General features: G+C 71.4%; 25 protein-coding genes. 9 read left to right on the top strand and 16 right to left on the bottom strand.

Features of this window, described 5'->3' with window-relative positions; all coding sequences use genetic code 11:
* The first annotated feature begins 116 nt into the window (after window positions 1-116).
* The gene (locus ACFYRX_RS11890) at window positions 117-764 is read left to right on the top strand and encodes a response regulator (RefSeq protein ID WP_389098462.1); all 648 of its coding nucleotides are present in this window, start codon (window positions 117-119) and stop codon (window positions 762-764) included.
* Between the two features lie 7 nt (window positions 765-771).
* Here the strand turns inward: ACFYRX_RS11890 and ACFYRX_RS11885 are convergent, their stop codons facing one another.
* Genes ACFYRX_RS11885 through ACFYRX_RS11875 form a run of 3 tightly spaced genes read right to left on the bottom strand, consistent with a single transcriptional unit; the run spans window position 772 to window position 3829 of the window.
* On the bottom strand, window positions 772-1365 hold the full coding sequence (locus tag ACFYRX_RS11885; protein ID WP_389098460.1) for a TetR/AcrR family transcriptional regulator: 594 nt from the start codon (window positions 1363-1365) through the stop codon (window positions 772-774).
* Between the two features lie 26 nt (window positions 1366-1391).
* The gene (locus ACFYRX_RS11880; protein WP_389098459.1) at window positions 1392-3059 is read right to left on the bottom strand and encodes a class I adenylate-forming enzyme family protein; all 1668 of its coding nucleotides are present in this window, start codon (window positions 3057-3059) and stop codon (window positions 1392-1394) included.
* Window positions 3056-3829, bottom strand: coding sequence for an SDR family oxidoreductase (locus ACFYRX_RS11875; protein WP_389098457.1), 774 nt, complete (start codon window positions 3827-3829; stop codon window positions 3056-3058). The genes ACFYRX_RS11880 and ACFYRX_RS11875 overlap by 4 nt, the downstream gene beginning before the upstream one ends.
* Window positions 3830-4018: 189 nt before the next feature.
* Between ACFYRX_RS11875 and ACFYRX_RS11870 the strand changes: the two genes are divergently transcribed.
* Both ACFYRX_RS11870 and ACFYRX_RS11865 read left to right on the top strand, forming a co-directional pair.
* Window positions 4019-5251, top strand: a complete 1233-nt coding sequence (locus ACFYRX_RS11870) for an exo-beta-N-acetylmuramidase NamZ domain-containing protein (protein WP_389098455.1) — start codon at window positions 4019-4021, stop codon at window positions 5249-5251.
* Between the two features lie 81 nt (window positions 5252-5332).
* Window positions 5333-6652, top strand: coding sequence for a serine-threonine protein kinase (locus tag ACFYRX_RS11865; RefSeq protein ID WP_389098453.1), 1320 nt, complete (start codon window positions 5333-5335; stop codon window positions 6650-6652).
* A gap of 23 nt (window positions 6653-6675) precedes the next feature.
* On the opposite strand, the gene ACFYRX_RS11860 is transcribed toward ACFYRX_RS11865, so the two are convergent.
* The gene (locus ACFYRX_RS11860) at window positions 6676-9456 is read right to left on the bottom strand and encodes a penicillin acylase family protein (protein WP_389098451.1); all 2781 of its coding nucleotides are present in this window, start codon (window positions 9454-9456) and stop codon (window positions 6676-6678) included.
* A 233-nt stretch (window positions 9457-9689) separates the two neighbouring features.
* Here ACFYRX_RS11860 and ACFYRX_RS11855 point away from each other — a divergent pair, with 233 nt between their 5' ends.
* Window positions 9690-10292, top strand: a complete 603-nt coding sequence (locus ACFYRX_RS11855; protein WP_389098449.1) for a hypothetical protein — start codon at window positions 9690-9692, stop codon at window positions 10290-10292.
* A 100-nt stretch (window positions 10293-10392) separates the two neighbouring features.
* Window positions 10393-11115, top strand: coding sequence for a 3-keto-5-aminohexanoate cleavage protein (locus ACFYRX_RS11850; RefSeq protein WP_389098447.1), 723 nt, complete (start codon window positions 10393-10395; stop codon window positions 11113-11115).
* Here ACFYRX_RS11850 and ACFYRX_RS11845 read toward each other — a convergent pair.
* Window positions 11061-11792, bottom strand: coding sequence for a hypothetical protein (locus tag ACFYRX_RS11845; protein WP_389098445.1), 732 nt, complete (start codon window positions 11790-11792; stop codon window positions 11061-11063). The two genes, ACFYRX_RS11850 and ACFYRX_RS11845, sit on opposite strands and share 55 nt — an antisense overlap.
* Window positions 11793-11959: 167 nt before the next feature.
* A complete protein-coding gene (soxR, locus tag ACFYRX_RS11840) occupies window positions 11960-12427 on the bottom strand; it encodes a redox-sensitive transcriptional activator SoxR (RefSeq protein ID WP_389098443.1) in 468 nt (155 codons plus the stop codon).
* Window positions 12428-12533: 106 nt separating this feature from the next.
* Here soxR and ACFYRX_RS11835 point away from each other — a divergent pair, with 106 nt between their 5' ends.
* Window positions 12534-12995 (top strand): MaoC family dehydratase, encoded by a 462-nt coding sequence (locus ACFYRX_RS11835; protein ID WP_389098441.1) that lies wholly within the window; start codon window positions 12534-12536, stop codon window positions 12993-12995.
* Window positions 12996-12999: 4 nt separating this feature from the next.
* On the opposite strand, the gene ACFYRX_RS11830 is transcribed toward ACFYRX_RS11835, so the two are convergent.
* The 3 genes from ACFYRX_RS11830 to ACFYRX_RS11820 form a co-directional block, all read right to left on the bottom strand.
* Entirely contained in the window at window positions 13000-13626 is a 627-nt protein-coding gene (locus ACFYRX_RS11830; protein WP_389098439.1) for a TetR/AcrR family transcriptional regulator, read from the bottom strand.
* A 594-nt stretch (window positions 13627-14220) separates the two neighbouring features.
* Window positions 14221-14508, bottom strand: a complete 288-nt coding sequence (locus ACFYRX_RS11825; protein WP_389098437.1) for a YiaA/YiaB family inner membrane protein — start codon at window positions 14506-14508, stop codon at window positions 14221-14223.
* 59 nt (window positions 14509-14567) lie between these two features.
* A complete protein-coding gene (locus tag ACFYRX_RS11820) occupies window positions 14568-15722 on the bottom strand; it encodes an acyl-CoA dehydrogenase family protein (protein WP_389098435.1) in 1155 nt (384 codons plus the stop codon).
* A 76-nt stretch (window positions 15723-15798) separates the two neighbouring features.
* On the opposite strand from ACFYRX_RS11820, the gene ACFYRX_RS11815 reads away from it, so the two are divergent.
* The 3 genes from ACFYRX_RS11815 to ACFYRX_RS11805 are packed head-to-tail and all read left to right on the top strand — an operon-like array spanning window position 15799 to window position 18196.
* Window positions 15799-16440 carry a TetR/AcrR family transcriptional regulator gene (locus tag ACFYRX_RS11815; RefSeq protein ID WP_389098433.1) on the top strand — a complete coding sequence of 214 codons (642 nt, stop codon included), beginning with the start codon at window positions 15799-15801 and terminating at the stop codon, window positions 16438-16440.
* A 35-nt stretch (window positions 16441-16475) separates the two neighbouring features.
* On the top strand, window positions 16476-17255 hold the full coding sequence (locus tag ACFYRX_RS11810; RefSeq protein ID WP_389098431.1) for an ArsR/SmtB family transcription factor: 780 nt from the start codon (window positions 16476-16478) through the stop codon (window positions 17253-17255).
* On the top strand, window positions 17255-18196 hold the full coding sequence (locus ACFYRX_RS11805; RefSeq protein ID WP_389099088.1) for a DMT family transporter: 942 nt from the start codon (window positions 17255-17257) through the stop codon (window positions 18194-18196). The genes ACFYRX_RS11810 and ACFYRX_RS11805 overlap by 1 nt, the downstream gene beginning before the upstream one ends.
* A gap of 40 nt (window positions 18197-18236) precedes the next feature.
* Here ACFYRX_RS11805 and ACFYRX_RS11800 read toward each other — a convergent pair whose 3' ends face one another.
* The 7 genes from ACFYRX_RS11800 to ACFYRX_RS11770 all read right to left on the bottom strand — a co-directional run bounded on the left by ACFYRX_RS11800 (window position 18237) and on the right by ACFYRX_RS11770 (window position 26750).
* Window positions 18237-19316 (bottom strand): Zn-dependent alcohol dehydrogenase, encoded by a 1080-nt coding sequence (locus tag ACFYRX_RS11800; protein WP_389098429.1) that lies wholly within the window; start codon window positions 19314-19316, stop codon window positions 18237-18239.
* Window positions 19317-19327: 11 nt separating this feature from the next.
* Window positions 19328-20716, bottom strand: a complete 1389-nt coding sequence (locus ACFYRX_RS11795; RefSeq protein WP_389098427.1) for an aldehyde dehydrogenase family protein — start codon at window positions 20714-20716, stop codon at window positions 19328-19330.
* 118 nt (window positions 20717-20834) lie between these two features.
* Window positions 20835-22172, bottom strand: a complete 1338-nt coding sequence (locus ACFYRX_RS11790; protein WP_389098425.1) for an ABC transporter ATP-binding protein — start codon at window positions 22170-22172, stop codon at window positions 20835-20837.
* Window positions 22173-22347: 175 nt separating this feature from the next.
* Window positions 22348-23388: a class F sortase gene (locus ACFYRX_RS11785; RefSeq protein ID WP_389098423.1), complete on the bottom strand. Its 1041-nt coding sequence runs from the start codon at window positions 23386-23388 to the stop codon at window positions 22348-22350.
* Entirely contained in the window at window positions 23375-23953 is a 579-nt protein-coding gene (locus ACFYRX_RS11780; protein WP_389098421.1) for a hypothetical protein, read from the bottom strand. The genes ACFYRX_RS11785 and ACFYRX_RS11780 overlap by 14 nt, the downstream gene beginning before the upstream one ends.
* Window positions 23954-24049: 96 nt before the next feature.
* Window positions 24050-25282, bottom strand: coding sequence for an MFS transporter (locus ACFYRX_RS11775; protein ID WP_389099086.1), 1233 nt, complete (start codon window positions 25280-25282; stop codon window positions 24050-24052).
* 22 nt (window positions 25283-25304) lie between these two features.
* A complete protein-coding gene (locus tag ACFYRX_RS11770) occupies window positions 25305-26750 on the bottom strand; it encodes a CitMHS family transporter (RefSeq protein WP_389098419.1) in 1446 nt (481 codons plus the stop codon).
* Window positions 26751-26832: the final 82 nt, after the last annotated feature.

The raw sequence follows: 26832 nt of genomic DNA, 5'->3' as shown, positions 1-26832 counted from the left end.
TGCCGCGTCCGGAGCGACCGGCGGGAGGCGGGAGCCCTGGGCTGGGCGGGACCGGCGCGTTCCGCGGCACACCAGGTCCCGAGGCCGCAGCGGAAGACGGCGATGCGCTGCGGGTCGTGCTGGCCGATGACCACCCCGTGGTCCGTACGGGTCTCGCCGCGCTGCTCGAGTCGGTGCGGGACACCAGCCCGCGGGTCCGGGTGGTCGGTGTGGCGGCCAGCGGGCGGGAGGCCGTACGGGCCGCGGTGACGCTGCGCCCGCACGTGATGGTGATGGACATCCGGATGCCCGACCAGAACGGCATCGAGGCGACGCGGGAGATCGGCCGGGTCGCCCCGTCGGTGGCGGTGCTGATGCTGACCATGGTCGATGAGGACGACTCGGTGTTCGCGGCGATGCGGGCCGGTGCCCGCGGCTACGTCCTCAAGGGGGCGGGGCAGGACGAGATCGTCCGGGCGATCCGGGCGGTGGCCGCCGGTGAGGCGATCTTCGGGCCCGGTGTGGCACGGCGCGTGCTCGGGCAGCTCGGCAGGCCGCAGCCGCAGCCCGACCCGTGTCCGACGCTCACCCCGCGGGAACGGGACGTGCTGACGCTGATCGCCGACGGACAGCCCAACTCGGTGGTGGCCGCCCGGCTCGGCCTCTCCCCCAAGACCGTCAGCAATCACATGTCGGCGGTCCTGACGAAACTGGGTGTCGCCGACCGTGCCGGGGCGGCGGCGTGGGCCCGCGAGGCCGGACTCGGCCCCACGCCGGACGCGTAGGGCGCCGTCACGGCCGCAGTGCCCGCAGCAGCAGGTCGGCCAGGTGGTCGGCGACCTCCTGCGGGCTGAGCGGGCCGTCGGGGCGGTACCAGTTCGACAGGTGGTGGACGGAACCGAAGTGGTAGTCCACCACCAGGTCGGCGGGGGTCGCCTTCGAGAAGACGCCCACCTCCTGGCCCTCCTCGATCAGCGCGCGGAAGCGCTCGTGGTACTTCCGCCGCTCGGCGCGCACCTGCTTGTTCTTCTCCGGGCTCAGTTGGTGCATCGAGCGGAAGAAGATCGACGCGTCGTCGAGGTTCTCGATCGTGGTGACGACCACGTCGGCGGCCACGGCCCGAAGACGCTTCTCGATCGGCTCGTCGGTGTTCGCGAGCGCGTCGAGGCGCTCCTGCTGGACGCGCAGCACGCGCGCGTACACCTCGTGCAGGAGGTCGTCCTTGGAGCCGAAGTAGTGGTACAGCGCTCCCTTGGTGACGCCTGCCGCCTCGACGATCTCCTGCACGGAGGTGCGGTCGTAGCCCTGCTCGGCGAAGAGCCGGGTGGCGGCGGCCAGCAGCCGCTGTGGGACGGGCGTACCGTCTCCGTCCGTGGTCCTGGGCACTGTGCCGCCACCTGCCTTCCGAGAGGTCATTCGCTGCCTTGCGGCTGGGAACGCAGTTCCCGACGGAGGATCTTCCCACTGGCCGTCTTCGGCAAGTCGGGCAGGATCTCCACCTGCCGCGGGTATTTGTAAGCGGCCAGTCTCTCCTTGCAGTACGCGGCGAGCGCATCGGGGTCGATTTCGGCACCCGGACGGAGGCTGATGTACGCCTTGACGGTCTCCCCGCGGTACCCGTCGGGCACTCCGACGACGGCCGCCTCGCGCACCGCCGGGTGGGTGTACAGCACGTCCTCGACCTCGCGCGGCCACACCTTGAAACCGGACGCGTTGATCATGTCCTTCTTGCGGTCGACGACGTACAGCCAGCCCTGCGGATCCATGAACCCGATGTCGCCCGTGCGCAGTTCGCCGTCCGGGAAGGTCTCGGCGGTCGCGTCGGGCCGCCGCCAGTAACCGGGCACGACCTGCGGCCCGCGCACGACGATCTCGCCCTGCTCCCCGAACGGCACCTCGACGCCGCTGTCGTCGACGATCCGTACGACCGTGTCGGGCCCCGGCACCCCCACGGCCAGCGTCCCGGACACCGGGTCGACGGGCGCCTCCCGCTCCGGCGGCACGGAGGCGCAGGGCGCGGAGCACTCGGTCAGCCCGTAGCCGTTGCGGATGTACGGCCCGAAGCCGGCCCGGAACTTCTCGACCAGGGCGGGCGGCAGCGGGGCTCCGCCCGAGGAGATGTTGACGAAGGACGAGAAGTGCTCGCGGGTGACGTCCGGGTGGGCGGCGAGCGCCATGAACGCGGTCGAGGGGCCGACCGTGTAGTGCGGCCGGTGCTCGGCGAAGGCCTCCAGGACCACGCCCGACTCGAAGCGGTACGCCAGCACGAGGGTGCCCGCGCTGTTCAGACAGGCTCCGAGCTCGCAGACCATCCCGGTGATGTGGAACAGCGGCGCCATCGCGAAGTACACGGGCGCCTCGGGCAGTGCGAGACCGGTCCGCTGCCGCTCGGCGTTGTACATGATGTTGCCGTGCGTGTTGGTGGCGCCCTTGGGCGTGCCGCTGGTGCCCGAGGTGTAGCTGATCAGCGCGATGTCGGCGGGTCCGGGATCGCGGTCGTCGGGCGCCTTGTGCCCGGCGCGGGCGACCTCGGTCAGGTCGTCGGCGTCCGCGGCCCGCGGCAGCCGCTCGAAACCGAGCACGCGCGCGTCACCGCGGGTCTGGAAGTCCAGCTCGCACCCGGTGAGCACGATCCGCACCGACGAGCCGGCGGCCGTCTCGCGCAGATACGACTCCCAGGCCCGGTCGGTGCAGATCAGCGCGGCCGGCTCGCCGTCCCGCAGCACATGCCCGACCTCGCCCGACTTGTACATGGGGTTGACCGGCACGACGGTGGCGCCCGCCTTCCAGGCGCCGAGCAGCGCGATGACGAAGTGCGGCGAGTTCTGCAGCAGGATCGCCACCCGGTCACCGGGTTCCAGTCCACGGGCGGCGAGGTGCCCGGCGACGGAGTCGCTGAGCTCGTCGACCTCGCGGTAGCTGAGCCGCCCGTCGAAGTAGGCGAGGAAGGGCCGCTCCGGCGCCTCGGCGACGGACCGCCGAAGGGCGTGCACGAGCGAGTCGGCGGGTTCGATCGGACCGCGCTGGGCCGCGCTGAGCAGTCCCAGCCAGGGCTTGGCCGCGTAACGGGAGTCGGTCACCGCGTTCCCTCCCACTTCTGCTGGATGTGGTTCATTCCCGCGAGCCAGCGATCGGGCCGGCCGGCCCGCGCCTGGTAGTACTCGGCGACCTCCGGGTGCGGCAGGATCAGGAAGCGGTCCTCCTCGATCCCACGGAACAACGCCTCGGCCACGTCCTCGGGCTCCACGGCGGTCGGCCTGAGCACCAGGTCCCCGGCGCTCCCGGTGGCGGCCAGCATGTCGGTGCGCACGCCCTGCGGACAGATCGCGTGCACCTTGATGCCGCGGTGCCGGTAGGTCAGGGACAGGTACTCGGCGAAGGCGAGCGCCCCGTGCTTGGTGACGGCGTAGGGGGCGGCCCCGATCATGGTCAGCAGCCCGGCGGCGGACACGGTGGACACGAACCGCCCGTTCCCCCGCTCCAGCCATTGCGGAAGCAGCGCGTGGGCGGCTCGTACATGGGCCATGACGTTGACGTCCCAGGAGGCGGCCCAGGCGGTCTCGTCGAGCGGCTCGTCGGCGTTCCCGCCCCCGAAGGCGACCCCGGCGTTGGCGCAGTAGACGTCGACGACGCCGGTCAGGGCGTCACGAGCCTCGGAGACCACGGCGGAGGCATCCCCGGCGACGGCGATCCCGCCGATCTCCTCGGCGACAGCCTTCGCCCGCCCGGCATCGAGGTCATTGACGACGACCCGAGCCCCGTCAGCGGCGAACCGCCGGGCCAGCGCAGCCCCGATGCCACCTCCCGCTCCGGTGACGATCACTCCGGCATCCTGCAGGGCTTCCACCATCGGTCTCCTTCGACTCCGGCTCGACTGCACGGCCAGACTAACCGGTCGGTATGTCAGAAGGAAGGGTGACCGGAGTGCCCTGAAGGGGCGCGGGGCTGTATCGATGTGCGGCTCCGCCGCGTGGGCGCGACAAGCCACGACGTACCGGCACCCTCCCCACAACCCGCGGGAGCACCTACCGTGCACCTCATGCGCCTATCCAGACGAACCCTGCTGGCAGCAGCAACGGCAACGGCGTCACTGACCTCCGCATCCCCCACCCAAGCAGCACACCCCCACAGACGAACCGGTTTCGAGAACCTCGCCGCGTCCGGCTACTCGGCCCTCGACGGCCAGAAGGTCGGAATCGTCACCAACCCCACCGGCGTCACCCGCGACGTCCGCCACATCGTCGACGTGATGCACGCCGACGAAAGGGTGAACCTCACCGCCGTCTTCGGCCCCGAGCACGGCTTCCGGGGCACCGCCCAGGCAGGCGGCTCCGAGGGCCGCTACGACGACCCGGCCACCGGTCTCCCCGTCCACGACACCTACCTCAAGAGCGGCCGCCCCCTCGCCGACGTCTTCACCGCCTCCGGCGTGGACACGGTGGTCTTCGACATCCAGGACGTGGGCGCGCGCTTCTACACGTACATCTGGACCCTGTACGACTGCATGGAGGCGGCCCAGCTCGCCGGCAAGCGCTTCGTCGTCCTGGACCGCCCGAACCCCGTCACCGGCCGCGAGGCCCTCGGCCCGGTCCTGCACCGGGAGTTCGCGACCTTCGTGGGCAGACAGCCCATCTCCCAGGCGCACGGCATGACCGTCGCGGAGCTGGCCCGCCTCTTCAACGGCGAGTTCCTCAGCGCCCCCGTCCCCCTGGACACGGTCCTGATGACGGGCTGGAGGCGCTCGGAGTTCTACGACGCCTGGGACCTCCCCTGGGTCCCCCCGAGCCCGAACATGCCGACCCCCGACACCGCACTCGTGTACTCGGGCACCTGTCTCTTCGAGGGCACGAACCTCTCCGAGGGACGCGGCACCACCCGCCCCTTCGAACTGCTGGGCGCCGAGGGCATCGACGGCCGCTGGGCCGCCGCCGCGAACGAACTCGGCCTGCCGGGTGTGCACTTCAGGGAGGCCTACTTCGCTCCGGCCTTCTCCAAGTTCCAGGGGAAGACCGTCGGCGGCGTCCAGATCCACGTGCACGACAGGCCCGCGTACGACCCCGTCCGCACCGGGATCGCCCTGCTGGTGACCGCCAGGAAGACCTGGTCCGGCTTCGGTTGGCGCGCGGACAACTGGATCGACAGGCTGACCGGCTCCACTCTCGTGCGCACGATGATCGACGGCGGCGCGGGCACCGACGAGGTCGTGGCCGGCTGGCGGGAGGAACTGGCGGCGTTCCGGCGGACTCGAAAGAACTACCTCATCTACAGATGAGCCATGACGTATGGCCAACGTCGGCCGGTAGCAGGACGATGCGCCCACATCGCACCACTACGGGGGACGAGGGGGCCTGTCATGACGGATCCGGCGATGAGTGTGACGCCGTACTGGGAGCTGACGTTCGACGCGGACGGAGACCCGGACACCGGCCGGCGGGACCGGCTGCTCGCGGAGGTGGTGAACCGCGGAGTCGAGGACCTGGTCGTCTTCTCGCACGGCTGGAACAGCGACCGCTCGGGGGCGACCCGGCTCTACAGCCACTTCTTCGAACCGTTCCCCGCACTCGCGCCCGCGGCGAAGCTCGGGTACGTCGGGGTCGTATGGCCGTCGATGCGGTTCTCGGACGAGCCGATCCCTGATTTCCCGCGGTCCGTGGCCGCCGAGATGCCGCCGCGTCCGGTGCTCGACAAGGACACCCGGCACGCACTCCTGGAGACCTTCCCCGGGCGGGCCACGGTGATCGACCAGTTGGCCCGATTGCTGGACCAGCAGCCGCAGGGGGAAACCGAGTTGGAGGAGTTCGGGAGACTGGTCCGGCTGCTGGTGGAGGTCGTGCCGCCGGGGCCGCAGGCGCTGTTCGCGGCGGACACCCTCGCCGAGGGAGTGCCACAGGACGAGCCGGAGATCTTCACCGGGTCCACCGCGACGGTGTGCGAGGAGTTCGCGCGGGCGCTGGCGCATCTCGAGTCCCCGTCCCCACGGGAGGCCGAGGGGTTCTCGCTCCCCAACCCGTGGGACGGGGCGCACGAACTGCTGCGGCAGGGGACGTACTACGCGATGAAGCGGCGGGCCGGCACCGTCGGCGAGCGTGGACTCGGCCGGGTGATCGGGCAGTTGGCCGGGGCGGCGCCCGGGGTGCGGGTGCACCTGGTGGGGCACAGCTTCGGGGGCCGGCTGGTGTCGTTCGCGCTGCGCGGGCTGCCGCAGGGGGTACGGACCGTCAAGTCCGTCACGCTGCTCCAAGGCGCCTTCTCGCACTACGCGTTCGCGACCCGGCTGCCGCACGACGCGCGCGCGGGAGGGATGCTCCAGGGGCAGCAGAACCGTGTCGACGGGCCGGTGGTGTGCTGTTACTCCCACTTCGACTCGGCCCTCGGCACGCTGTATCCACTGGCGTCCCGCATGGCGGGTGACGCGCAGGGCGTCGCGGCCTTCGACATCGGCCGGGCGCTGGGCGCGAAGTGGGGGGCGATGGGGCACGACGGCGTGCAGGCCGTGCCCGGCACGCCGTCCCTGAAGCTCGCCGACGCTTTCGGGAACCTGCCCGTGAAGGGCTGTGTGAACGTCGACGCGGCGGCGGTGGTCAAGCGCGGCGGGCCGCCCTGCGGCGCCCACAGCGACATCGTCCACCGCGAACTGGCCCGGCTGGTCCTGGCGGCGGGCCGTGTTCACTGACCCGCCGCCGGACCGCCGTACGCCTACCGGTGCGAGGTGAACTCCACCACCTGCTGGAAGGTCGGACGGTTCTGCCAGCTGATGTTGTAGTGCTTGATGCCGCCCAGGGTGCGCTGCACGATCGAGTCGGCGCACCACTGGTCGCCCGCCGAGCACAGGTCGTCGCCGGGATAGACCTGGGCCGCGGTCTTGCCGGACGCGGTCTTCAGGGTGCTGATCAGGATGTCCCGGCAGGCGCTGAGGCTGCCGCCGCCGCAGTACTTGTCGGTCAGCGGTCCCTGCACCGACTCACCGAGCACCGAGCGGATGTCCTTGTCGACGTAGCTCCACCAGCCGAACTGGAAGGAGCTGCCCGCGTGTGCGCCGGTGGGGCCGTGCGCGGCCGACGGGGACTCGTCGACGGACAGGTTGGCCTGGAAGGCGGTGTACAGGTTGCTGCCGAGGCCCGGGGAGAACTCCGCCTGCACCAGCAGCGGCCACCACGCGTCGAGGATGCGGACCGCGTCGGCGTCGGCGTACGCCTTCGAACCCGCCGACGTCTCGGTGCGCTTGCCGCCCGCGGTCAGCCACGCCTGGAGCTTGGTGACCGCGGCCGCCGCCGTGGAGTCGGTGACCGTGGAGCTGTTGACCACCTTCAGCAGGTCCGGGAGCACGTCCTCGGCGCGCAGGTCGGTGAGGGACGCGTCCGCCATGGCCTTGACGAGGGAGGCCCTGGTGACCCCGCCCGCGGCGACCAGTTTCTTCACCCGGTCCTCGAGGAGGTTGCCGCGGTGCACGGACCCGTCGCCCCAGGAGGCCGCCGAGTAGTCGAGCGCCTGTTTGTTGTTCCAGGAGATGTAGTAGTCCTGGTCGATCGAGTTGGGGTGCGCGGAGGCCGGCGTGTAGTCGGCGGTGTTGGTCGCCGGGTCCCAGTTCTTCCAGTCGTACGCCGCCTGCGCCCACACCGGGAACTCGGCGTCGACACCGGCCGCGCGCACCGGGTTGTTGCCGCTGTTGTAGTACGCGGTGTGCGTGGAGTCGGCGTAGAACCAGTTGAAGGTGTAGTTGATGTGCTGCACCGCGCTCTGGAACGTCTGCGGGCTCTTGACGTAGTCCGGGTCGTTCAGCATCTGGAAGCCGATGATCGAGTCGGCCTCGTGCATGTAGGAGGAGCGCAGGGTGGTGTAGGCGACCTTCTTGCCGCCGACGGTCGCCCGGTATTCGACGGGGCCGTATTTCGTGCGGTAGACCCGCATCGTGTACGACCCCGCGGCGGTGCCGTCGGCCGTGGTCGGGGCCCAGGTGTTCTTCTGCTCGATCTTGTCCATGGCCGTGCAGGTGCCGTGGTACAGGTAGTGGTAGTCGTCCTGGCACAGCTCGACGGCGTAGCTGTCGATGATGTCCTGGCCGGAGGTCGTGGCGGACCACGCGTAGTCCTGGCCGCGCCCCAGCTCGACGTACATGCTCAGGCCCGCGAAGGAGGCGCCGCGGGCGCTGATGCCCGGGCCCTGGATCTCCTGGAGCATGAGCAACTGGGGGGCGAAGTAGCCGGTCTGCGGGCCGAAGACGGCGACCGGGTGGCCGCTGGCGGTGTACTTCCCGCTGACCACGAGGGCGTTGGACATACCGCGCCGGGCCGAAGTGAGGGCGTTCGCGGTGGCCGTGGCGGAGGCCGCGCTCGCGCTCTGGTCGGCGCCGGTGCCCGAGGCGTCGTAGACCAGGGGCTCGGTGCTCACCGAACCGGTGTCGGGCATCGCCTGACCCTGCGCGGCGGCGGGCTTGGTGGCGTACGGGAAGCTCTCGCCGTTGTGGACGGTGAGGGCGGCCTCGGGGTCGTTGCGCTCGCGGAAGGACTCCCAGACCGCGGTGCCCTTCGCCACGCCGTACTGCTGCTGGGCGGCCAGCAGCGAGATCGCGTTGTTGACCTCGCCGCCGCCCCCGGAGCCGAACAGGGCGCCGATGACGGAGGCCAGCGCGACCAGGTCGGTGATCTTGAAGTGGTCGATCGTGCCGGCGTTGGTGACGGAGTCCTTGTGGCCGGTCAGGACGTACTCGCCGGGGAAGTACCGGCCGCTGTCGGAGGCGTCGATGTAGGAGTTGATGCCGGCGAGGTAGGCGTTGGCGTCGGCGAGGGCCTGCTGGCCGCGGGCTCCGTTGCTCGCCACGGCGTTGTCGATCTGTGCCTGCAGATCCGCCTCGCTGTAGGGCGCGTTGCGCCAGAACTGCTGCTCCAGGCCCTGGTTGGAGGCGGCGCCGCCCGCGAAGGCGGTCAGCTGGCCGCGTCCCACGTGCCGGAAGACGTCCATCAGCCACAGCCGGTCCTCAGCCGCGGCATAGCCCGCGCCGAACTCCGTGCCGTATCTGGTGGTACCGGTGATGTGCGGTACGCCCGTCTTCTTGTCGCGGACGATCGTCACGTCGCTGCGGTTCGCGGGCTTCTCGGTGGAGGCGACTTGATCGGACGCGACCCCGAACGACGCGTCGTTGAAGAACGTGTTGATCGTGGAATTGGTGAGCGTGGGGTAGCCCTTGGCCAGGTTGGCGTAGGGGCCGAGCTGGTCCTCGGCGTGGTCGGGCTGGGTGCCGAAGGCCTGGTTGAGAAGGACTTGGGCGAGGGTCGCGTTGCCGTTCTCGCCGGGCGGCAGGATGTCGGAGCACTGTCCGCCGCAGTAGTCGTTGGAGGCCGCCGCCGTGGCTGTCGTCTGGGCGAGCGGGGACAAAAGAGCGGCAACCAGGACGCATACGGAAGCCGACTTCAGGAACCCGGAGAGTCTGCCGGGAGTTCTCAGTCTGTCAAGGAGGGTGCGCGAGGTGCGCCGTGGCATGGCAGCTCCAACCGACGGGGGGTGTGCCGGGACGTTACCGCCGGTATCCCCGGTAGTGAAGATGAACATGCGTCAAGTTTTGGCAGGGGTGCGTGGGCTTATGGGGGGCATCGGAAATCGGATGGAGCCAAATCGCTTGTCGATACGTCTATTCGGCAACGCCGTGCGAAGTCCGCACGGCAACGCCGAAGTTGACCGAAGTACAGGTGCAGGTGTGACGGAGGTGCAGGGCGATGGCCGGTTTCCGAAGTCTGGCGAGACAGGTGCGAGACCCGCGGTGCGATCTGGCGCTTCGGCGCTATTCGCTGCGCAAGTGCCTTGAGCGGTTCGCTCCTTACGGGCACAGGGCGACCTGGGACCATTTGTGCTCCCACGCGGGATTCGGTCCCGAGGACCGCTCCCCCGACCCGGCGCGGCTCGTGGCCGCACTGGAGGAGCTGGAGGAGGCGCGTTCGGTCTGGCTGGCCTACGAGGTCGAGTTCGCCGAGCGGCGCAAGAAGGAGAAGTACGACGGGCTGCGCAGGCCGGGCAGTGTGGACGACTGGCACCGGCTGACCTGGGGCGGTTTCGGTGTCGCGTGGTGCGACGACCCCCGGATCCATCCCGCTGAATCGCTGGCCGAGGTGCTGCGCCGGCTGATCTCCGCGCTGGAGCGCGAGCCGGGCGCGGTGTGCCCGGCGTGCGACGGGGAGCGGCTCGTCTGGAAGTACGAACTGGACCACGAACCCTCGACGGGTCCGGTCTGCACGGAGTGCGGAATCCTGGTCCCGCGGCCCGTGCTCACACCCGAGGCCCTGGCGGACGCCAGGCGTGGACGGCTGCTGGTGTCGGCCTAGAGCGAGTGAGCGCCCGGGGTGCGCCGGGGATGCCGCACCCCTTTTTGTCCGGTCCGACCCACCGGGTTGGTCTGTCGGCCGCGACTGGCACCATCGAGGAATGGTGCAGGTGTGTCTGAACGGTCCGCGCGGAGCCGCCGACGGGACGGCGGTGCCGCTCACTCCCGAGACCATGGCGCAGTCGGCGGCCGAGGCCGTCGCGGCGGGCGCCATGGACATCCATGTCCACCCCAAGACGCCGTGCGGACAGGACACCCTGTCGCCGCGCGTGCTCGCGGTGACACTCGAGGCGATCCGCGCGCGCGTGTCCGTCCCGGTCGGTGTGACCACCGGCGCCTGGACCGAACGCGATCCCTCGGCCCGGCTCGCCCGCGTCCGGAGCTGGACCGTGCTGCCCGATCACGCCTCGGTGAACTGGCATGAGCCGGGCGCCGAGGAGGTGGCCGCCGCGCTGATCGACGCGGGCGTCGGCGTGGAGGCCGGCATCTGGTCCGGGACGGACGCCGCTCAGCGGTTCGCGGTGTCCCCGCTCGGGCCGAGGGTGCTGCGTGTGCTGGCGGAGGTGACGGACACCGAGGCGCCGGAGGCTTCGGCACGCGCCCTCCTCACCTCGCTCGGCACGGCGCACGGCCGCCCTGTGCTGCTGCACGGCGAGGACGGCGGTGCCTGGCCGGTACTGCGCCTCGCGGGGCGGCTCGGGCTGGCGACCCGGATCGGCCTGGAGGACACACTGTTCCTCCCGGACCGCCAACCCGCCATGTCCAACGCTCAGTTGGTGGCCGAAGGGCTGCTCCAGTACGGGTGCGCCCAGCGCTCGCCGTGAGGAAGGGCGAGGAGTCCGACGCGCGTCGCGAGGTCGGGATCGCCCTGGGACCGGAGACGGTCGGGGGCGTGGGCGCCCAGCCAGGACCGGAGGACGGGCATGGCGGCCTCCTCGCCGTACAGCCACCAGCGGAAGGGGCTGTCGTCCCCGAGCAGCTCCGGGAGCCACCAGTCCACACACTTCATGAGGTGCGCGTCCGCGACCGGGTGCGGTCGCCACCGGTCGAGCAACGGGGTCGCCGATCTGAGGATCGAGGCGCACAACTCGAAGATCTCCTCGATCGCGTACGGCGGCTCGGGCGTCGCGAGGACGTCCTGCCACCATGCGTGCACGAACGTCTCGACGGCAGTGGCCTGCTCCTTCGGCCACGAGCGCCAGTCGACTTCGGTGAGGCCGTGGTAGCCAAGGCCGAGCGGCCCCAACGCCCCTTCGGTCAGCGCTCGCGCGCCCTGCGGCAGCAGGCGTCGCATCGCGGCGTCCTGGTCGTCGAAGTGACCCGATACCTGGAAGGTGTACTGCCGCACCACGTCCACCGGGATCCGGACATACGGCGTACGCAGAAACGCGATCTCCTCAGGGAGGTCACAGACGCTGCAGGCGGTCTCGCCGGGGCTGGCGAATCCGTTGAAGACGGTCTCGATGTCGGCGAGGGCGGCCTCAAGGGCGTTTGCGTGCATGGGAGTTGGTCCCGTCAGGACTCCGGGCGCGGCGTCGCCGCCGGCCGAAGATCGCGACGCTACCAGGCGCGGGCGGACCTCCACCACCGGATTCCGGGGCCCCGGCCCGCACGCTCCTCCGGGGGCGCCCGGCCCCCGGCCCGTCATGCCTCCCGGCGCGCTTCGCCCTACCGGCCTCCGGGCCGTTCCGCCAACAGGCGCGAGCCCGTCAACCGGTCTCCGACGACGTCGTCCGGGTTGGACAGGACGCAGGTGTCAAGCGAGAGACAGCCGCAGCCGATGCAGTCGGTGAGGTGGTCGCGGAGGCGGTTCAACTGCTTGATGCGTTCGTCGAGTTCGGTGCGCCAGACCTCGGAGAGGCGGGCCCAGTCCTCGCGGGTGGGGGTGCGTTCCTCGGGGAGTTCGGAAAGGGCCTCACGGATCGTGGCCAGCGGGATGCCGACGCGCTGTGCGGCCCGGACGAACGCGACCCGGCGCAGCGCGTCACGGGAGTAGCGGCGCTGGTTGCCCGTGGTGCGCCGACTGTTGATCAGGCCCTTGGACTCGTAGAAGTGCAGGGCGGAGACGGCGGCGCCGCTGCGGGCGGCGAGCTGGCCGACCGTGAGCTCATGGATCTTCTCGGGAATCTGGGGCACCCCTCGAACCCTACCCACGCCGTCACGCCCGCGGTCCGTTGACATGGGCTCTCCGGCCGACCATGCTAAGCAGTCGCTTAGACATGATGTGGCGAGGAGGCGGGACATGGCAGAGCCGAGGATCTTCACGGGCGCCGACGACCTGAAGGCGGCGGTGGGCGAGCAGCTCGGGTACACCGACTGGCTGGAGGTGGACCAGAAGCGCATCGACCTGTTCGCGGACGCCACGGGTGACCACCAGTGGATCCACGTGGATCCGGAGAAGGCCGCGGCGGGCCCCTTCGGCACCACCATCGCGCACGGCTATCTGACCCTCTCCCTGCTGCCGCTCTTCGGACCGCAGCTGATCAAGGTCGAGAACGTGAAGATGGGCGTCAACTACGGGACGAACAAGGTGCGTTTCCCCGCACCCGTGCCCGTCGGCTCCCGCCTGCGCGCCACCGCCACGATCAACGCCGTCGACGACGTGACGGGCGGCGTCCAGGTCACCGTCGCCTTCAGCGTGGAGCGCGAGGGCGGCGACAAGCCGGTGTGCGTCGCGGAGTCGGTGTCCCGGTACTACCTCTGAGCGGCTACTTCGCCGCCCCCACCATTCGCAGTACGAGGTCGGCGTCCAGCGCGCCGACCTCGTCGGGCGTCCAGGGGCCGTCGAGGTTGAACCAGCGGGCCACGTCGACGCAGAGCGACATGACGGCGACGGTGGTGCCCCTGACGTCCAGCACGTCGAACTCGCCGGAGGCCACGCCGTCCTCGATGATCCCGCGCACCTCGGCATCGCACTGCCGGCGCAGCGCGAGGATCTCGGCACGGGCGTCGGGGCCGAGCGAGTCCAGTTCGTACTGGACGACCCGGGCGGTGGTACGGCCGCCGGCGTGCCAGCGGACGAAGGAACTCACGGCCTCCGCGAGCCGCTCGGTCGCGGTGCCCTCGCGGCGGGCCGCGACCCGGAGGATCTCCAGCGCCTTCTCGTGACCGATCCGGCTGATGCGGTGGAGCAGCTCTTCCTTGGTCTTGTAGTGGATGTAGAGCGCGGCAGGGCTCATACCGGCCCGGCCCGCGATGTCCCGGGTCGTGGTGGCGTGGTAGCCGCGCTCGGCGAACGCCTCCACCGCGGCGACGAGCAACCGCCGCGCCGCGTCGGGCGTGACCTCGCCCCACGCCGGCGTCTCGCCGCCGGCCGTCTCCTCCGCCGTACTCATCGCACACCCCTCACCACTGTCGGAGACACCACCATACCGCCGAAGCTGAGCGAGCGCTTAGACACCCCGGTCGACCGAGCCTGGGCCGGGGCCGGGCAGGAAGCGGTTGCGGCGGAGCCGGCACGGGGGCGCAACCGCCGGGACAGCCGGAGGAGGCCGCAGTCGGACGCTGGAGGCGAGGGTGTGGTCGGCCCCCTCGAAGCAGGGCACGACCGGAGTCCATCCCGGCACCGGGCGGGGTCTGCGCCGCTCAGCTCGCAGGGGCGAGCGACCCTCCGAAGCGATGCAGGGCGGCAGCCCCTCGCCGAGCCTGCCTGATCGGCGACCTGGCCCTGACCACCGACGCCGACGGCCGGCCGGTGCCGGCCCACGACCCTCGACCCGCGCACCGGCGTCCGGCTGCCGACGCCACCGAGCCCTCGGGAATCTTCGACAGCCGGTCGGCGCCGCCCGGAGCCGACCGCCGCCGAAGCCTCTCCTGGCCGGCCATGGTCGGCATCCCTCCCCGCCGGTCCGGACAGGACCTGTTCGTATCGAACCGGACCGAAGACTCTCGCCGTCGGCCCGGGCGGAGCCCCTTCGTGTCGGACCGGGTCAGAGCTTCTCGAAGGGGTCGTGCTCGGCCAGCAGCTTCTCCAGGCGGGCCTGGTCGACGCGGCTGACGATCTGACCGGCTTCCTGCCGGTCCCGGATCACCTTGGCCAGCGTGAAGGCGGAGGTGACGAGGTACATGACGGCGATCGCGAGGAAGCCGCGCACCCAGGCGTCGGCGTGCAGCCGGAAGATCCCGACGGCCGTGGCCCCCATGGCCACGGCGAAGGACGCCACAGCCTGGCCGTAGAAGGCTGCCGTGTTCTGCTGCTTGACCGGTGTCTCACTCATGGACAGAGTCTCGGCGCCCGCGGTCCGGGCCACATCCGCTCAGGTACTCAGACCGGTACTCAGAAGGCCGAGACGCCCGTCAACGCCCGCCCGATGACCAGCTTCTGGATCTGGCTCGTGCCCTCGTAGAGGGTCATCACGCGGGCGTCGCGCAGCAGTTTGCCCGCCGGGTACTCGTCGATGTAGCCGTAGCCGCCGAAGACCTGGAGGGCGTTGTTCGCGGCGCGCACGGCGGCCTCCGAGGCGAAGAGCTTGGCCTTGGAGGACTCGACGGCGAAGGGCAGCCCTCGGTCGATCAGGTCGGCGACCCGCCAGGTCAGCAGGCGGGCCGCGTCCACGTCCACGGCGATGTCGCTGATCAGCTCCTGGACCAGCTGATGGCCCGCGATCGGCTTGCCGAACTGCTCGCGCTCACCGGCGTACCGGACGGCCGCGTCCAGGGCGGCCTGGGCGATGCCGACACAGCCCGCCGCCACCGACATCCGCCCCTTGGCCAGCGCGGACATGGCGACGGAGAAGCCCTTGCCCTCCTCGCCGAGCAGCGCGGAGGCGGGCACGCGCACGCCCTCCAGGACCAGTTCGGCGGTGGCCTGGCCGCGCAGCCCGAGCTTGCCGTGGATGGTGCGGCGGGTGAGGCCGGGGGTGTCGGTAGGGACCAGGAAGGCGGAGACGCCCTTGTGTCCGGGCGCGTCCGTCGACCGGGCGAACAGCAGCACCACGTCGGCCCAGGAACCGTTGGTGATGAACATCTTGGTGCCGTCGATGACGTAGTCGTCGCCGTCGCGTACGGCGCGGGTGGCGAGGTTGCCCGCGTCGGAACCGGTGCCCGGCTCGGTGAGGCCGAAGCAGCCGACGTACTCGCCGGAGGTGAGCCCCGGCAGCCAGCGTCGCCGCTGCTCCTCGCTCCCGTGGGCGGCGATGGTCTTGGCGACCAGGCCGAGCGAGACGGACACGATCCCGCGCACGGAGGAGTCGCCCCGTCCGAGCTCCTCGGTGACCAGGCAGTACGCGAGGTGGTCGCCGCCCGAGCCGCCGTACTCCTCGTCGATCGTCAGCCCGAGGAAGCCGACTCCGCCGAGCTTCTTGACGATGGACCGGTCGACCTCCTCGGCGCGGTCCCAGGCAACGACATGGGGGGCGATCTCACGGTCCACGAAGTCCCTTGCGAGCCGCCGGACGGCGGACTGCTCCTCGCTGAGCCCCAGGTCGACCACGAGATCACCTCACTTGAGAAGGACACCTTTAAATTAGCACTGCTAGTTTACGTCGCGCAGCCCTACTATGTGCGCCATGGCCCGACCGCGCAAGCCCCTCCTCAGCACCGACCGGATCGTCGAGACGGCACGCGCGCTCGTGGACGCGGAGGGCCTGGCGGCCCTGTCCACGCGCCGGCTGGCGGCGGAACTCGGGGTGAGCGGCCCGTCCCTGTACAACCACTTCGGTACGAAGGACGAGATCCTGGAAGCGGTCGCCGACTCGGTGAGCGTCCAGGTCGACCTGTCGATGTTCGAGGGCGACCGCGACTGGCGGACCGCCCTGCACGACTGGGCCGTCTCCTACCGCAGCGCCCTGCGCGACCATCCGAACATCGTCCCGGTCCTGGCCCAGGGCCCCGGCCGCCGCCCCGCGGGGCTGCGCCTGGCCGACGCGGTCTACGGCGCGATGGTCGACGCGGGCTGGCCACCGGCGCAGGCCACGTCGATCGGCGCCCTGATGCGGTACTTCGTCATGGGCTCGGCGCTCGGTTCCTTCGCGGGGGGCTTCGTGGACGACGCGAGCGCGTACGATCCGGCCGACTATCCCCACCTCGGGCAGGCCCACCTCCTCGCCGAGCAGCAGGAGAAGATCGACGAGAGGGCGTTCGAGACGGGGCTCAGGGCCCTGCTGGACGGGCTGGCGCAGCAGTACGAGCAGGTACGGCAGACGGTGTGACGACACTTCGGCGGTGACCGAACCGTTCGGGGCGCATGCTGGATCCCATGACCCAGGACCCGCAGGCAGCCCGGCTGGCGAGGCTCGCCGCTCTGATCGCCGACGAGACCCGGGCCACCTGTCTGCTGGCCCTGCTCGACGGCCGGGCCTGGACGGCGGGTGAGCTGGCCCGCCGGGCGGGAGTCGCCGCGTCGACGCTGAGCGAGCACCTGGGCAAGCTGGTCGCGGGCGGGCTGCTGACGCAGGAGCGACAGGGCCGCCACCGCTATGTGCGGCTGGCCGACGCGAGGGTGGCCCACCTTGTCGAGGACCTGGCGGCGCAGGTCTCCCCGGACATCGCCCAACGGCCGCGAAACCTGCGGGAGTCGAGCGCCGACTCGGCGATGGCCAGGGGCCGCACCTGCTACGACCACTTGGCGGGCCGCCTGGGCATCGCACTGACCGATGCCCTGACGTCTCGTCAACTCCTCGTTCAGGACACGGGTTTCGCCCTCACGGACGCGGGACTGGCCTGGTTCGGGACGACAGGCATCCCCCTCGACCGCAAGGGCCGCCGCCCCCTCGCCCGAGCCTGCCTCGACTGGACGGAACGCCGCCCGCACCTGGCGGGGGTCGCGGGTGCGGCCCTGTGCCGACACGCCTTCGCCGAAGGCTGGTGCGTACGGATCGGCTCGGAGCGGGCGGTGAGGGTGACGGAGGTGGGCGAGCAGTCCCTTGCCGAGTTGCTGGGCATCGACGCGAAGGCCCTGCGCCGGCATCCCCGTCCGAAATCCGCGAGCCATGGACCCCACCCCTCTCTAGCCTCAGGAACGTGATGAACTCCGTCCGCCGTACCGAACTCCTCGCCACCGCCGCGGCCACCGTCACCGTCGTCCTGTGGGCCTCCGCCTTCGTCTCCATCCGCAGCGCGGGCGCCGCCTACTCGCCCGGCGCCCTGGCCCTGGGACGACTGCTGTCCGGCGCGCTCGCACTGGGCGCGATCTGCCTGATACGACGAGAAGGACGCCCCCCACGCGAGGCCTGGCGCGGCATCGCGGTCTCCGGCGTCCTGTGGTTCGGCTTCTACATGGTCGTCCTGAACTGGGGCGAACAACAGGTGGACGCGGGCACCGCCGCCCTGGTCGTGAACATCGGCCCGATCCTGATCGCCCTGCTCGGTGCCCGCCTGCTCGGAGACGCGATGCCGCCCCGGCTGCTGGCCGGAATGGCGGTCTCCTTCGCCGGTGCGGTCACCGTGGGCCTGTCGATGTCGGGCGAAGGAGGATCTTCCGTACTCGGCGTGATCCTTTGCCTCCTCGCGGCGATCGCCTACGCCGGTGGAGTGGTCGCCCAGAAGCCCGCGCTGAGCAAGGCGAGCCCGTTGCAGGTCACGACGTTCGGCTGCCTCACCGGAGCCGTCCTGTGCCTCCCCTTCGCCGGCCAACTGGCCTCGGAAGCAGCGGACGCCCCCCTCTCCGCGACCCTCAACATGGTCTACCTGGGCGTGTTCCCGACCGCTCTGGCCTTCACCACCTGGGCCTACGCCCTCGCCCGTACGACCGCCAGCCGGATGGGCGCGACCACCTACGCGGTGCCGGCCCTGGTCGTCCTGATGTCCTGGCTGGCCCTGGGCGAGGTTCCGGGCCTGCTCACGCTCGCGGGAGGGGCACTGTGCCTGGCGGGTGTGGCGGTGTCCCGCTCCCGCGCACGGCGCACGGCCGCCACTGCGCCGACGACCCCGGAGCCACGGCTTCGGAAGGCGTCGGACACCGCGTGAACGCGGCGCACCTGGGCCGGGGCGTCGGGCAAACCGTCGCTCAGAACACCACCAGCGCCCTGCCGCCCTTGCCCGCCAGCATGTTGTCGAACGCCGCCGGGATCCCGTCCAGTGCGATCCGTTCCGTCACGAGGGACCCCAGGTCCAGCCGGCCCGCCCGCACGTGCTCGGCCAGCACCGGCAGGTCCTCGGCCGGGTTCGAGTTGCCGTAGACACAGCCCGCGAGGGTGCGGCCCCAGTGGAAGATCTCCAGGGCGTTGAAGGTGACCTGCTGCTCCTTGCCTCCGATGCCGACGACCGTCGTACGGCCGCCGCGGCGGGTGGAGTCCCAGGCGGCGCGGATGGTCGAGGCGCGGCCGACGCACTCGACGGCGACGTCGACGCCCTGCCTGCCGGTGAGTCCCCGGATCTCGCGGGCGGTGTTCTCCGAGGCCACCACGTAGTCGGTGGCTCCGGCGGCGCGCGCCAACTCCTCCTTCTCCGGGGAGACATCGACCGCGACGATCCGCGAGGCACCGGCGATCCGCGCGGCCTGGAGTGCGGCCAGGCCCACTCCCCCGACGCCGTACACGGCCACCGTCTCGCCCTCCCGGACCCGTGCCGAGTGGTGGACGGCTCCGTAGCCGGTGAGGACCGCGCAGCCCAGCAGGGCGGCGTCCGTGAGGGGGATGCCGTCGGGGAGGGGCAGCAGACAGGACTCCGGGACGACCGTCTCCTCGGCGAACGCGGCGACGTTCAGGCCGGGGTGGAGATCGGTGCCGTCGGCAGTGCGGGCGTAGACCTCGGCGGCGCCGTTGAGGGCGTTGGCGCACAGCCACACCTCGCCGAGCGAGCAGGCATGGCAACTCCCGCAGGACGGAGCCCAGTTGAGAACCACTCCGGCACCGGGCGCCACCCCGGTGACCCCCTCCCCCACGGCGACGACCGTGCCCGCGCCCTCGTGGCCGAGGACGGCCGGGACGGGGACGCGCATGGTGCCGTCGGACAGGGACAGGTCGGAGTGGCAGACCCCGGCGGCGGCGAGGCGGACGCGGACCTGGCCGGGGCCGGGATCCGGGAGGTCGATGTCGGTGACCTCCAGGGGTGCGCCCACGGCGGGAAGGACGGCGGCACGAACCACGGAACGGCTCCTCAGAACTGGAGGGACTTGGTCTGGAGGTACTCGGCGAGGCCGTGCGAGCCGAGCTCTCGGCCCACCCCGGACTGCTTGTAACCCCCGAAGGGGGCAAGGGGGTTGAAGCGGCCGCCGTTGATGTCGACCTGCCCGGTGTCCATCCTGCGGGCGAAGGCCACGGCCTCCGACTCCTCGCCGGCCCAGACGGCGCCCGCGAGGCCGTAGACCGTGCCGTTGGCGATGCGCAGGGCGTCCTCCTCGTCCTCGTAGCGGAGGATGGACAGGACCGGGCCGAAGATCTCCTCCTGCGCGATCGTCATCTCGGGTGTCACCTCGGCGAAGACCGTCGGGGCGACGAAGTAGCCCTGTTCGCGCGGGGATTCGGGGCCGCCGGCGACCAGCCGGGCTCCTTCGGCCACGCCCTTCTCGATGTAACCGCGCACCCTCGCCTGCTGCTTGGCGTTGACCACCGGTCCGATGCGCTCGCCGTACTTCGCGGCGGCCGCGGCGGCGAGTTCGACGGCCTCCTCGTACTGTTCCCGGTGGACGAGCATCCGGGTCCAGGCACTGCAGGTCTGGCCGGAGTTGGACATCACGTTGGCGACGCCGACGTTGACCGCCTTGGCGAGGTCGGCGCTCGGCAGGATGACGTTGGCGGACTTGCCTCCCAGTTCCAGGGCGACCTTCTTCAGTGCGGCACCGGCACTCGCGCCGATCTGCCGGCCGACGGCGGTGGAGCCGGTGAAGGAGACGAGGTCGACGTCCGGGTGCTCGGCGAGGGCCTGTCCGGCGACCGGGCCGAGACCGGTGACGAGGTTGAAGACACCGGCCGGGACGCCCGCCTCGTGGACCGCCTCGGCGAAGAGCTGGGCGACCAGGGGGGTGTCCTCGGCGGGCTTGAGGACGACCGTGCAGCCCGCGGCGAGGGCCGGGGCGACCTTGGCGACGATCTGGTGCAGCGGATAGTTCCAGGGCGTGATCGCGCCGACCACGCCGATCGGCTCGAGATGGACGGTGGAGTTGCCGGCCTTCTCCTCGAAGGGGTGCGTGGCCGCGAGCTCGGCGTAGGAGGCGGCGACCGCGATGGGCACGGCGGCGTGGACGTTCTGCGAGAACTTCAGGGGCGCGCCGAGCTCGGCGGTGATCGTCTCGGCGATCTCGTCCTTGCGGGCGGCCAGGACGTCCCGGAGGGCGGCCAGGCGGGCGGCCCGCTCGGCGGGGGCGGTCGAGGCCCAGGCCGGGAGGGCGGCGCGGGCGGCCCGTACGGCGGTGTCGACGTCCTCGGCGGTGCCGGCCGGGACCCGGCCGACGACCTGTTCGTCGGCCGGGTTCACGACCTCGATCAGGTCCCGGCCGGCGGCCGGGCGCCACTCGCCGTCGATGTACATGCCGTCGTGCGCCTTCATGGTGCGTCCTCCCGGGCTGGGCCGTGTCGCGTCGTACCGTGCCACATAAACTAGCGGCGATAGTTTTCTTGCGCCAGGGCGGGCCGGACCGTCGAACCGCCCCCGGAGGACTCCCGTCTCACCCCTCCAGGTCCGGAAGCCGGGCCGGGGACGGGCAGATCCGTTCGCCGTGCTGGTCGAAGACGAAGAGGTGGGAGATGTCGACGAGGAGGGGGACCTGCATGCCGCGGCGGAGGTCGATGTCCGGGGTGGTGCGCACGACGAGGTCGCCGGGGAGGCGGTTGTCGGACGGGGCGGGTTCGGGTGCGGTGTCCTGCGGGTCCTCCAGCACCACCACCGGGCCCGCCCGCAGGGATCCCGCGCGGTCCCTGAGACGGTCCAGGACCGTGCCCTCACGGCGGCGGCGCCGGGGCGGCCGCGGGGCGGGCCGCGGTGCCTCCAGGTCCGGGACGAAGGCGGAGCGGGAGCCGGTGTTGAAGTGCACGAGGACCTCGTGGCCCTGGAACTCCACATGCTCGACCAGGCCGGTGATCGGCATCTCACCGGGGCGGGCGGAGGCGGGCTTGGCGATCCGGATCGCCTCCGAGCGCAGGCCGACGATCACCTCGCGGCCCTGCTGGACGCGGAGCAACTGGTGGTCCAGGCACAGGGGTTCGGGCAGGCGCAGGTACTGCTTGCCCAGGCTGATCGTCATGGCGCCGTCCAGCGGGGCCCGGACCAGGCCGCGCAGCAGGTTGATGCGCGGGGTGCCGATGAAGGCGGCGACGAAGACGTTGCGGGGCAGCGCGTACACCGAGCGCGGGGAGCCGACCTGCTGGAGGACTCCGCCGCGCAGGACGGCGACCCGGTCGCCGAGCGACATCGCCTCGGCCTGGTCGTGGGTGACGTAGACCGTGGTGACGCCCAACTCGCGGGTGAGGCCCACGATCTCGGCGCGCAGGTGGTTGCGGAGCTTGGCGTCGAGATTGGACAGCGGCTCGTCCATGAGGAAGGCGGAGGGGTGGCGGGAGATGGCCCGGCCCATCGCCACGCGCTGGCGTTCACCGCCGGAGAGCTGGCCCGGGTAGCGGTCGAGGATGTCCTCAATGCCCAGCATGCGGGCGGTGGCGTCCACGCGTGCGCGGGGGTCCTCGCCGGGGGCCTCGATGCGCAGCGGGAAGCCGATGTTGCCGCGGCTCGTCATGTTCGGGTAGAGGGCGAAGTTCTGGAACACCATCGCCATCCGCCGCTCGGAGGGCAGCAGGTCGTTGGCGTATTCGCCGTCGAGCCTGAGCTGCCCCTCGGTGATCTCCTCCAGACCGGCGATCATGCGCAGCACGGTGGACTTGCCGCATCCGGAGGGGCCGAGCAGGACGAGGAACTCGCCGGGCGCGATGTCCAGCGAGAGCCGGTCCACCACCCGGGTTCCTCGTGTGTAGGTCTTGCTCACGTCGTGCAGGGAGATGGCGCGTGTCATGGCAGTGCCCCCGAGGGCGAACTGTGCGAACGCTGGTGCTCCGCGGTCGGACGCCACGTGCGGGTCGAACGGGGCGTGTGAGTCACGGAAGTTAACGGAAAGTGCGCCCCTCGGGGAAGACATGTGCGGGATTGGGACACTCCGGTCCGGCTGTCGGGAAAGCGGATGCCTCGATTCAGTGGGTGGCGGGGGCGCGGATCAGGGCGAGATGGGCGAATACGACGACGTTGCCGGAGTAGCCGGTTCTGCGGTTGTAGTTGCCGCCGCAGGTGATGAGCCGCAGCTCGGGGCGGGCCCTCGGGCCGTAGACCTCCCGGTTGGGGAAGTGGTCCTTCTCGAACTTCCGGATGGCGTCGACGGTGTAGACGGCGGTACGGCCATCCGCCCGCCGCACCTCGATCCGGCGCCCGGGTTTCAGTTCGGTGAGTCCGGCGAACACCGCGGGCCCGGTGTCGGTGTCCAGGTGCCCGACGGCGACGGCGGTGCCCCGCTGGCCGGGGGACGGTCCGTCGGCGTACCAGCCCACGAGGTTGTCGTCACCGTTCGGCGGGGCGGTGAGCTTGCGGCTCCGGTCGAGGCGGAGGTTCATGACCGGGGCGTCGACGTCCAGGTAGGGGATGAGGAGGCGGGTGGCACGGGAACGGGGCAGGGGGCGGCGCCCCGGCGGGTGGTGCTTGCCGGGCGGTGAGGCGTGCCGGCGCGCGCCCGCGGGCGTTCCGGTGCGGGGCTTGCCGGCGACGGCACCGGGCGATGCCGCGCCGGGGCGGGGACGGCCCGCGCCGGTACCGGCCGGCGCCGGTTTCCCCGCGCCGGTACGGGCGTCCGGGCGGACCTTCGCCCCGGCGGCGCCCGAGGCCGTCGGCTTCGTCGCGGCGGCGGCCGTACCCGTCGGCTTCGTCGCGCGGGCGGCCGTACCCGTCGGCCGTGCTGCGCCGGTCCCCGTACGCGCCCCCGTGCCGTCCCACTCGGACCGTGACCCGTGCAGTCCCGTCCCCGCCGGCGGCCGGTCCGAGGTCGCCGCACGGGCGTCGACGCGGGCCCCCTGGACGGCCCCGGACCCGCCCGGCGGAGCGAGCGCGGTCGCTTCGCCGGGCTGTTCGTCCTGGGCCCACTGGAGGCCGCCCACCAGGAGGGCGACGGCGAGGACCGCCGTCCTCGTGAGGCGGTAGGCGCGCGTCCGGTACCACGGCCTGCGGGTCCGCCTACGCGGCGCCATGCGTACGGCGGCGCAGCCGGAACCAGGTCGCCCCGCCGACGGCGACGAGGCCCACGGCGGCGGCACCCGCGACCGAGGTGAACGCGTCGTCACGGGCGAGTCCGCCACCGCCGGCCGGCGGGCCGCCGTGGGGGCCGCCGCCGCCCGGGCCGGGCCTGTCCTTGCAGTCGACCTTGAACACCTTGTGCTTGCCCGCACCGTTCCCGTCGACGATCTTCCAGGTCAGCTTGTAGTGGCCCGCGGGGAGCATGAGGTTCGAGGTGACGCCGGACCCGTTGGCGAGGGTGACGACTCCGGAGAGCGTGGCGGTGGTCCCGGCCTGCGCGGACTGCGGCTCGATGGTCCAGTTGATGCCCTGGGCCACGTCGAAGTTGAAGGCGTCGAGGTAGAACAGGCAGACCTTGGGCTGGTTGAGGTGGGCGGGGGACTGGGTGCCCGCCATGTGCACCTTGACGTCTCCGTTGTCACCGGGGGCGGCGACGGCGGACGGCGTGGCGAGGAGCAGCGTTCCGGCGGCGAGCGCCGTCAGGGCGGCTGCTCTGCGGGGACGGGACGAGGTCGACATACGAGACCCTCCGAATCAGGTGATTTACATACAAACTGCACCTGATTCGATGTCACATCCGAGGCGCTCATGGGGGGACCATCGTCCGACACACCGTCAGATATCGCTCTTACGGCTCAAGGGGCGGCGCACCCGGGACGCCTCGGCGGACTCCCCCGAGGGCCGCCGCGACGACCGCAGCGCGACCCCCGACGACACCAGCAGCAGTGCGCCGAGCATCACGAACGGCGCCGCCACGCCCGCGACCCCGGCGACCAGGCCCGCGGTGGCGGGTGCGGCGACCTGCCCGAGGCGGTTGCCGGTCAGCCGCAGGGCCAGGGCGGTGGAGCGGGCGCCGTCGGGGGCGGCCTGGACGACCGTCGTCATGGACAGCGGCTGGCCGACGCCGAGGCAGAAGCCGAGCAGGGCGAGGACGACGGCCAGCGCCCACACCGGGACCGGCAGCGCGATGCCCGCGCACAGCAGGGCCGCCAGCAGACACGTCACGGTGAGGAGCAACGCGCGCCCCAGCAGCCGTAGCAGAGGGGTCAGCACCAGGCGGCAGGCGATCGTGGCGGCCGCGCGCAGGCTCAGCAGCAGACCGATCACCGAGGGGGCGATGCCCCGGTGCTCGCCGACCACCGGGAGGTACGCGGTGAGGATGTCCGTGGCGGACAGCACGGAGAGGCTCACGAAGATGCCTCCGGGCACGCCCCGGGCACCCAGGATGGTCCGTACGGGCACTCGATCGGCGTGGCCGGTACGGGAGTCGGCCGCCGTGTCGCGATGCTCGATCCGCCACAGCGAGGTGAACGCGACCGCCGCTCCGGCACCCGCGACGAGCAGCGCCAGCGCACTGGTGCCCGCCATGTCGGAGCCGCCGATCAGCGCGCCCGCCGCGACCGGGCCCACGAGTTGGCCGAGGGAGGCGCCGATGGTGAAGTGGCCGAAGTTGCGGTCCTGTTCGTGCGGGGCGGACTGCCGGGCGACGAGCGACTGCGCACCGATGACGAAGCAGAGGTGGCCAAGGCCCATCACCCCGCTCCAGACCGCCATCGCCCACAGGGAGTCGGCGGTCCCGCTCAGCGCGCAGCCGCCCGATATCAGGACCACGCCGACCGGCAGCAGGGGCGCACAACGCCCGTGGTCCGTACGGCGGCCCAGCGGTACGGCGGCGAAGAGCGGCAGCAGCGCGTACACACCGGCGATGACACCGATGGCCCGCTCGTCCGCGCCCAGCGCCAGGGCCCGGTAGGAGACGGCGGGCCGCGCCATCGACACCGCCCCCTGCGCGAAGCTGAAGGCGATGACGAGGCGGAGCAGCCAGCCGCGGTTCCCACCGGGCCTCACCACGACGTTCTCCATGAGGTGATCAGATGATTCCGAAGAGGATGCCCGCTCCGAGGATGATCAGGCTGGTGAGCGCCGCCCACTTGACCACGAACTTCGTGTGGTCGCCGAACTCCACCTTGGCCATGCCGACCAGGACGTAGACGGCCGGGACGAGCGGGCTGGACATGTGCAGCGGCTGGCCGACGAGGGAGGCGCGGGCCATCTCCAGCGGGGTGACACCGTGCGCCGCGCCGGCCTCGGCGAGCACCGGCAGGACGCCGAAGTAGAAGCCGTCGTTCGACATGAAGTAGGTGAGCGGCAGGCTCAGGACGCCGGTGACGAGGGCCATGTGCGGGCCCATGCCCTCGGGGATGACGTCGACCATCCAGCGGGCCATGTGGTCGACCATGCCGGTGCCCTGCAGAACGCCGGTGAAGACGGCGGCGGCGAAGACCATGCCGGAGACGTTGAGGACGTTGTCGGCGTGGGCGGCCAGACGGTCCTTCTGGTCCGGGATGTGCGGGAAGTTCACGGTGAGCGCGAGCGCGGCGCCGAGCAGGAACAGCACCGGGATCGGCAGCCACTCCATGATCATGGAGGTGAGGAGGGTGGCCGTGAGGAGCGCGTTGAACCAGTACAGCTTGGGGCGCAGGGTGGGCCGGTTCGGGTCCAGGACCTGGAAGCGCTTCAGCTCGCCCGCGGCGTCATCCGCGTCGGCATCGGAGGCGTCCGTGCCGCCGGTCCCCAGCGTGCTGTTGCCCGTGCCGGACGTGCCGGAAGTGCCGGTGCCCGAAGCACCCGAAGCGCCCGACCCGGCACCCACCAGGACCGTCTCGGACTCCGCGGGCTCGAGGACCTCCTGCAGCGTCAGCGTGCCGAGCCGCTTGCGCTCGCGCATGCCGAGGACGTACGAGAGGACGAAGACGCCCAGCAGACCGACGGCGAGGGCCGGGATCATCGGCACGAAGATGTCGCTGGCGTCGAGCTTCAGCGCGGTGGCCGCGCGGGCCGTCGGGCCGCCCCAGGGCAGCGTGTTCATCACGCCGTTGGCCATGGCGGCGACACCGGTCATCACGACCAGGCTCATCTTCAGGCGCTTGTACAGCGGGTACATCGCCGAGACGGTGATCATGAAGGTGGTCGAGCCGTCACCGTCGAGGGAGACGATCGCGGCGAGGATCGCGGTGCCGACGACGATCCGCATCGGGTCGGCCTTGGCGAACTTCAGGATGCCGCGCACGACCGGGTCGAAGAGGCCGACGTCGATCATCACACCGAAGTAGACGATCGCGAACATGAGCATCGCCGCGGTGGGGGCGAGGCTGGTGACGCCTTCGATGACGTAGTCACCGAGCTTGGCGCCCTTCCCGACGAAGACACAGAACAGTGCCGGGATCAGCACGAGCGCCGCGATCGGCGACATCTTCTTCATCATGATCAGGACCAGGAAGGTCGCGATCATGGCGAAGCCGAGGATGGTCAGCATGAGTGGATACCTAACGTTCGCCCTTGAACTCCCACCGGAGTCGGCAGTGCGATGACGTTAGGTCCCGTCAAGTGGCGTTAAC

It is taken from the genome of Streptomyces sp. NPDC005374, from assembly GCF_042872225.1.
Taxonomy (GTDB): Bacteria; Actinomycetota; Actinomycetes; order Streptomycetales; family Streptomycetaceae; genus Streptomyces.
Note: the sequence above shows the minus strand (reverse complement) of the source record. Positions and strands in the feature narration are given on the sequence as shown.

What these genes read in the sequence shown, in the direction of transcription:
- ACFYRX_RS11870 (WP_389098455.1), top strand. Translation starts at nt 4,019, where the DNA reads ATGCGCCTATCCAGACGAACCCTGCTGGCAGCAGCAACGGCAACGGCG.
- ACFYRX_RS11770 (WP_389098419.1), bottom strand. Translation starts at nt 26,750, where the DNA reads ATGCTGACCATCCTCGGCTTCGCCATGATCGCGACCTTCCTGGTCCTG.
- ACFYRX_RS11805 (WP_389099088.1), top strand. Translation starts at nt 17,255, where the DNA reads ATGAACTCCGTCCGCCGTACCGAACTCCTCGCCACCGCCGCGGCCACC.
- ACFYRX_RS11795 (WP_389098427.1), bottom strand. Translation starts at nt 20,716, where the DNA reads ATGAAGGCGCACGACGGCATGTACATCGACGGCGAGTGGCGCCCGGCC.
- ACFYRX_RS11810 (WP_389098431.1), top strand. Translation starts at nt 16,476, where the DNA reads ATGCTGGATCCCATGACCCAGGACCCGCAGGCAGCCCGGCTGGCGAGG.
- ACFYRX_RS11850 (WP_389098447.1), top strand. Translation starts at nt 10,393, where the DNA reads ATGGTGCAGGTGTGTCTGAACGGTCCGCGCGGAGCCGCCGACGGGACG.
- ACFYRX_RS11875 (WP_389098457.1), bottom strand. Translation starts at nt 3,829, where the DNA reads ATGGTGGAAGCCCTGCAGGATGCCGGAGTGATCGTCACCGGAGCGGGA.
- ACFYRX_RS11785 (WP_389098423.1), bottom strand. Translation starts at nt 23,388, where the DNA reads ATGGCGCCGCGTAGGCGGACCCGCAGGCCGTGGTACCGGACGCGCGCC.
- ACFYRX_RS11780 (WP_389098421.1), bottom strand. Translation starts at nt 23,953, where the DNA reads ATGTCGACCTCGTCCCGTCCCCGCAGAGCAGCCGCCCTGACGGCGCTC.
- ACFYRX_RS11845 (WP_389098445.1), bottom strand. Translation starts at nt 11,792, where the DNA reads ATGCACGCAAACGCCCTTGAGGCCGCCCTCGCCGACATCGAGACCGTC.
- ACFYRX_RS11815 (WP_389098433.1), top strand. Translation starts at nt 15,799, where the DNA reads ATGGCCCGACCGCGCAAGCCCCTCCTCAGCACCGACCGGATCGTCGAG.
- ACFYRX_RS11830 (WP_389098439.1), bottom strand. Translation starts at nt 13,626, where the DNA reads ATGAGTACGGCGGAGGAGACGGCCGGCGGCGAGACGCCGGCGTGGGGC.
- ACFYRX_RS11865 (WP_389098453.1), top strand. Translation starts at nt 5,333, where the DNA reads ATGACGGATCCGGCGATGAGTGTGACGCCGTACTGGGAGCTGACGTTC.
- ACFYRX_RS11860 (WP_389098451.1), bottom strand. Translation starts at nt 9,456, where the DNA reads ATGCCACGGCGCACCTCGCGCACCCTCCTTGACAGACTGAGAACTCCC.
- ACFYRX_RS11825 (WP_389098437.1), bottom strand. Translation starts at nt 14,508, where the DNA reads ATGAGTGAGACACCGGTCAAGCAGCAGAACACGGCAGCCTTCTACGGC.
- ACFYRX_RS11835 (WP_389098441.1), top strand. Translation starts at nt 12,534, where the DNA reads ATGGCAGAGCCGAGGATCTTCACGGGCGCCGACGACCTGAAGGCGGCG.
- ACFYRX_RS11790 (WP_389098425.1), bottom strand. Translation starts at nt 22,172, where the DNA reads ATGACACGCGCCATCTCCCTGCACGACGTGAGCAAGACCTACACACGA.
- ACFYRX_RS11855 (WP_389098449.1), top strand. Translation starts at nt 9,690, where the DNA reads ATGGCCGGTTTCCGAAGTCTGGCGAGACAGGTGCGAGACCCGCGGTGC.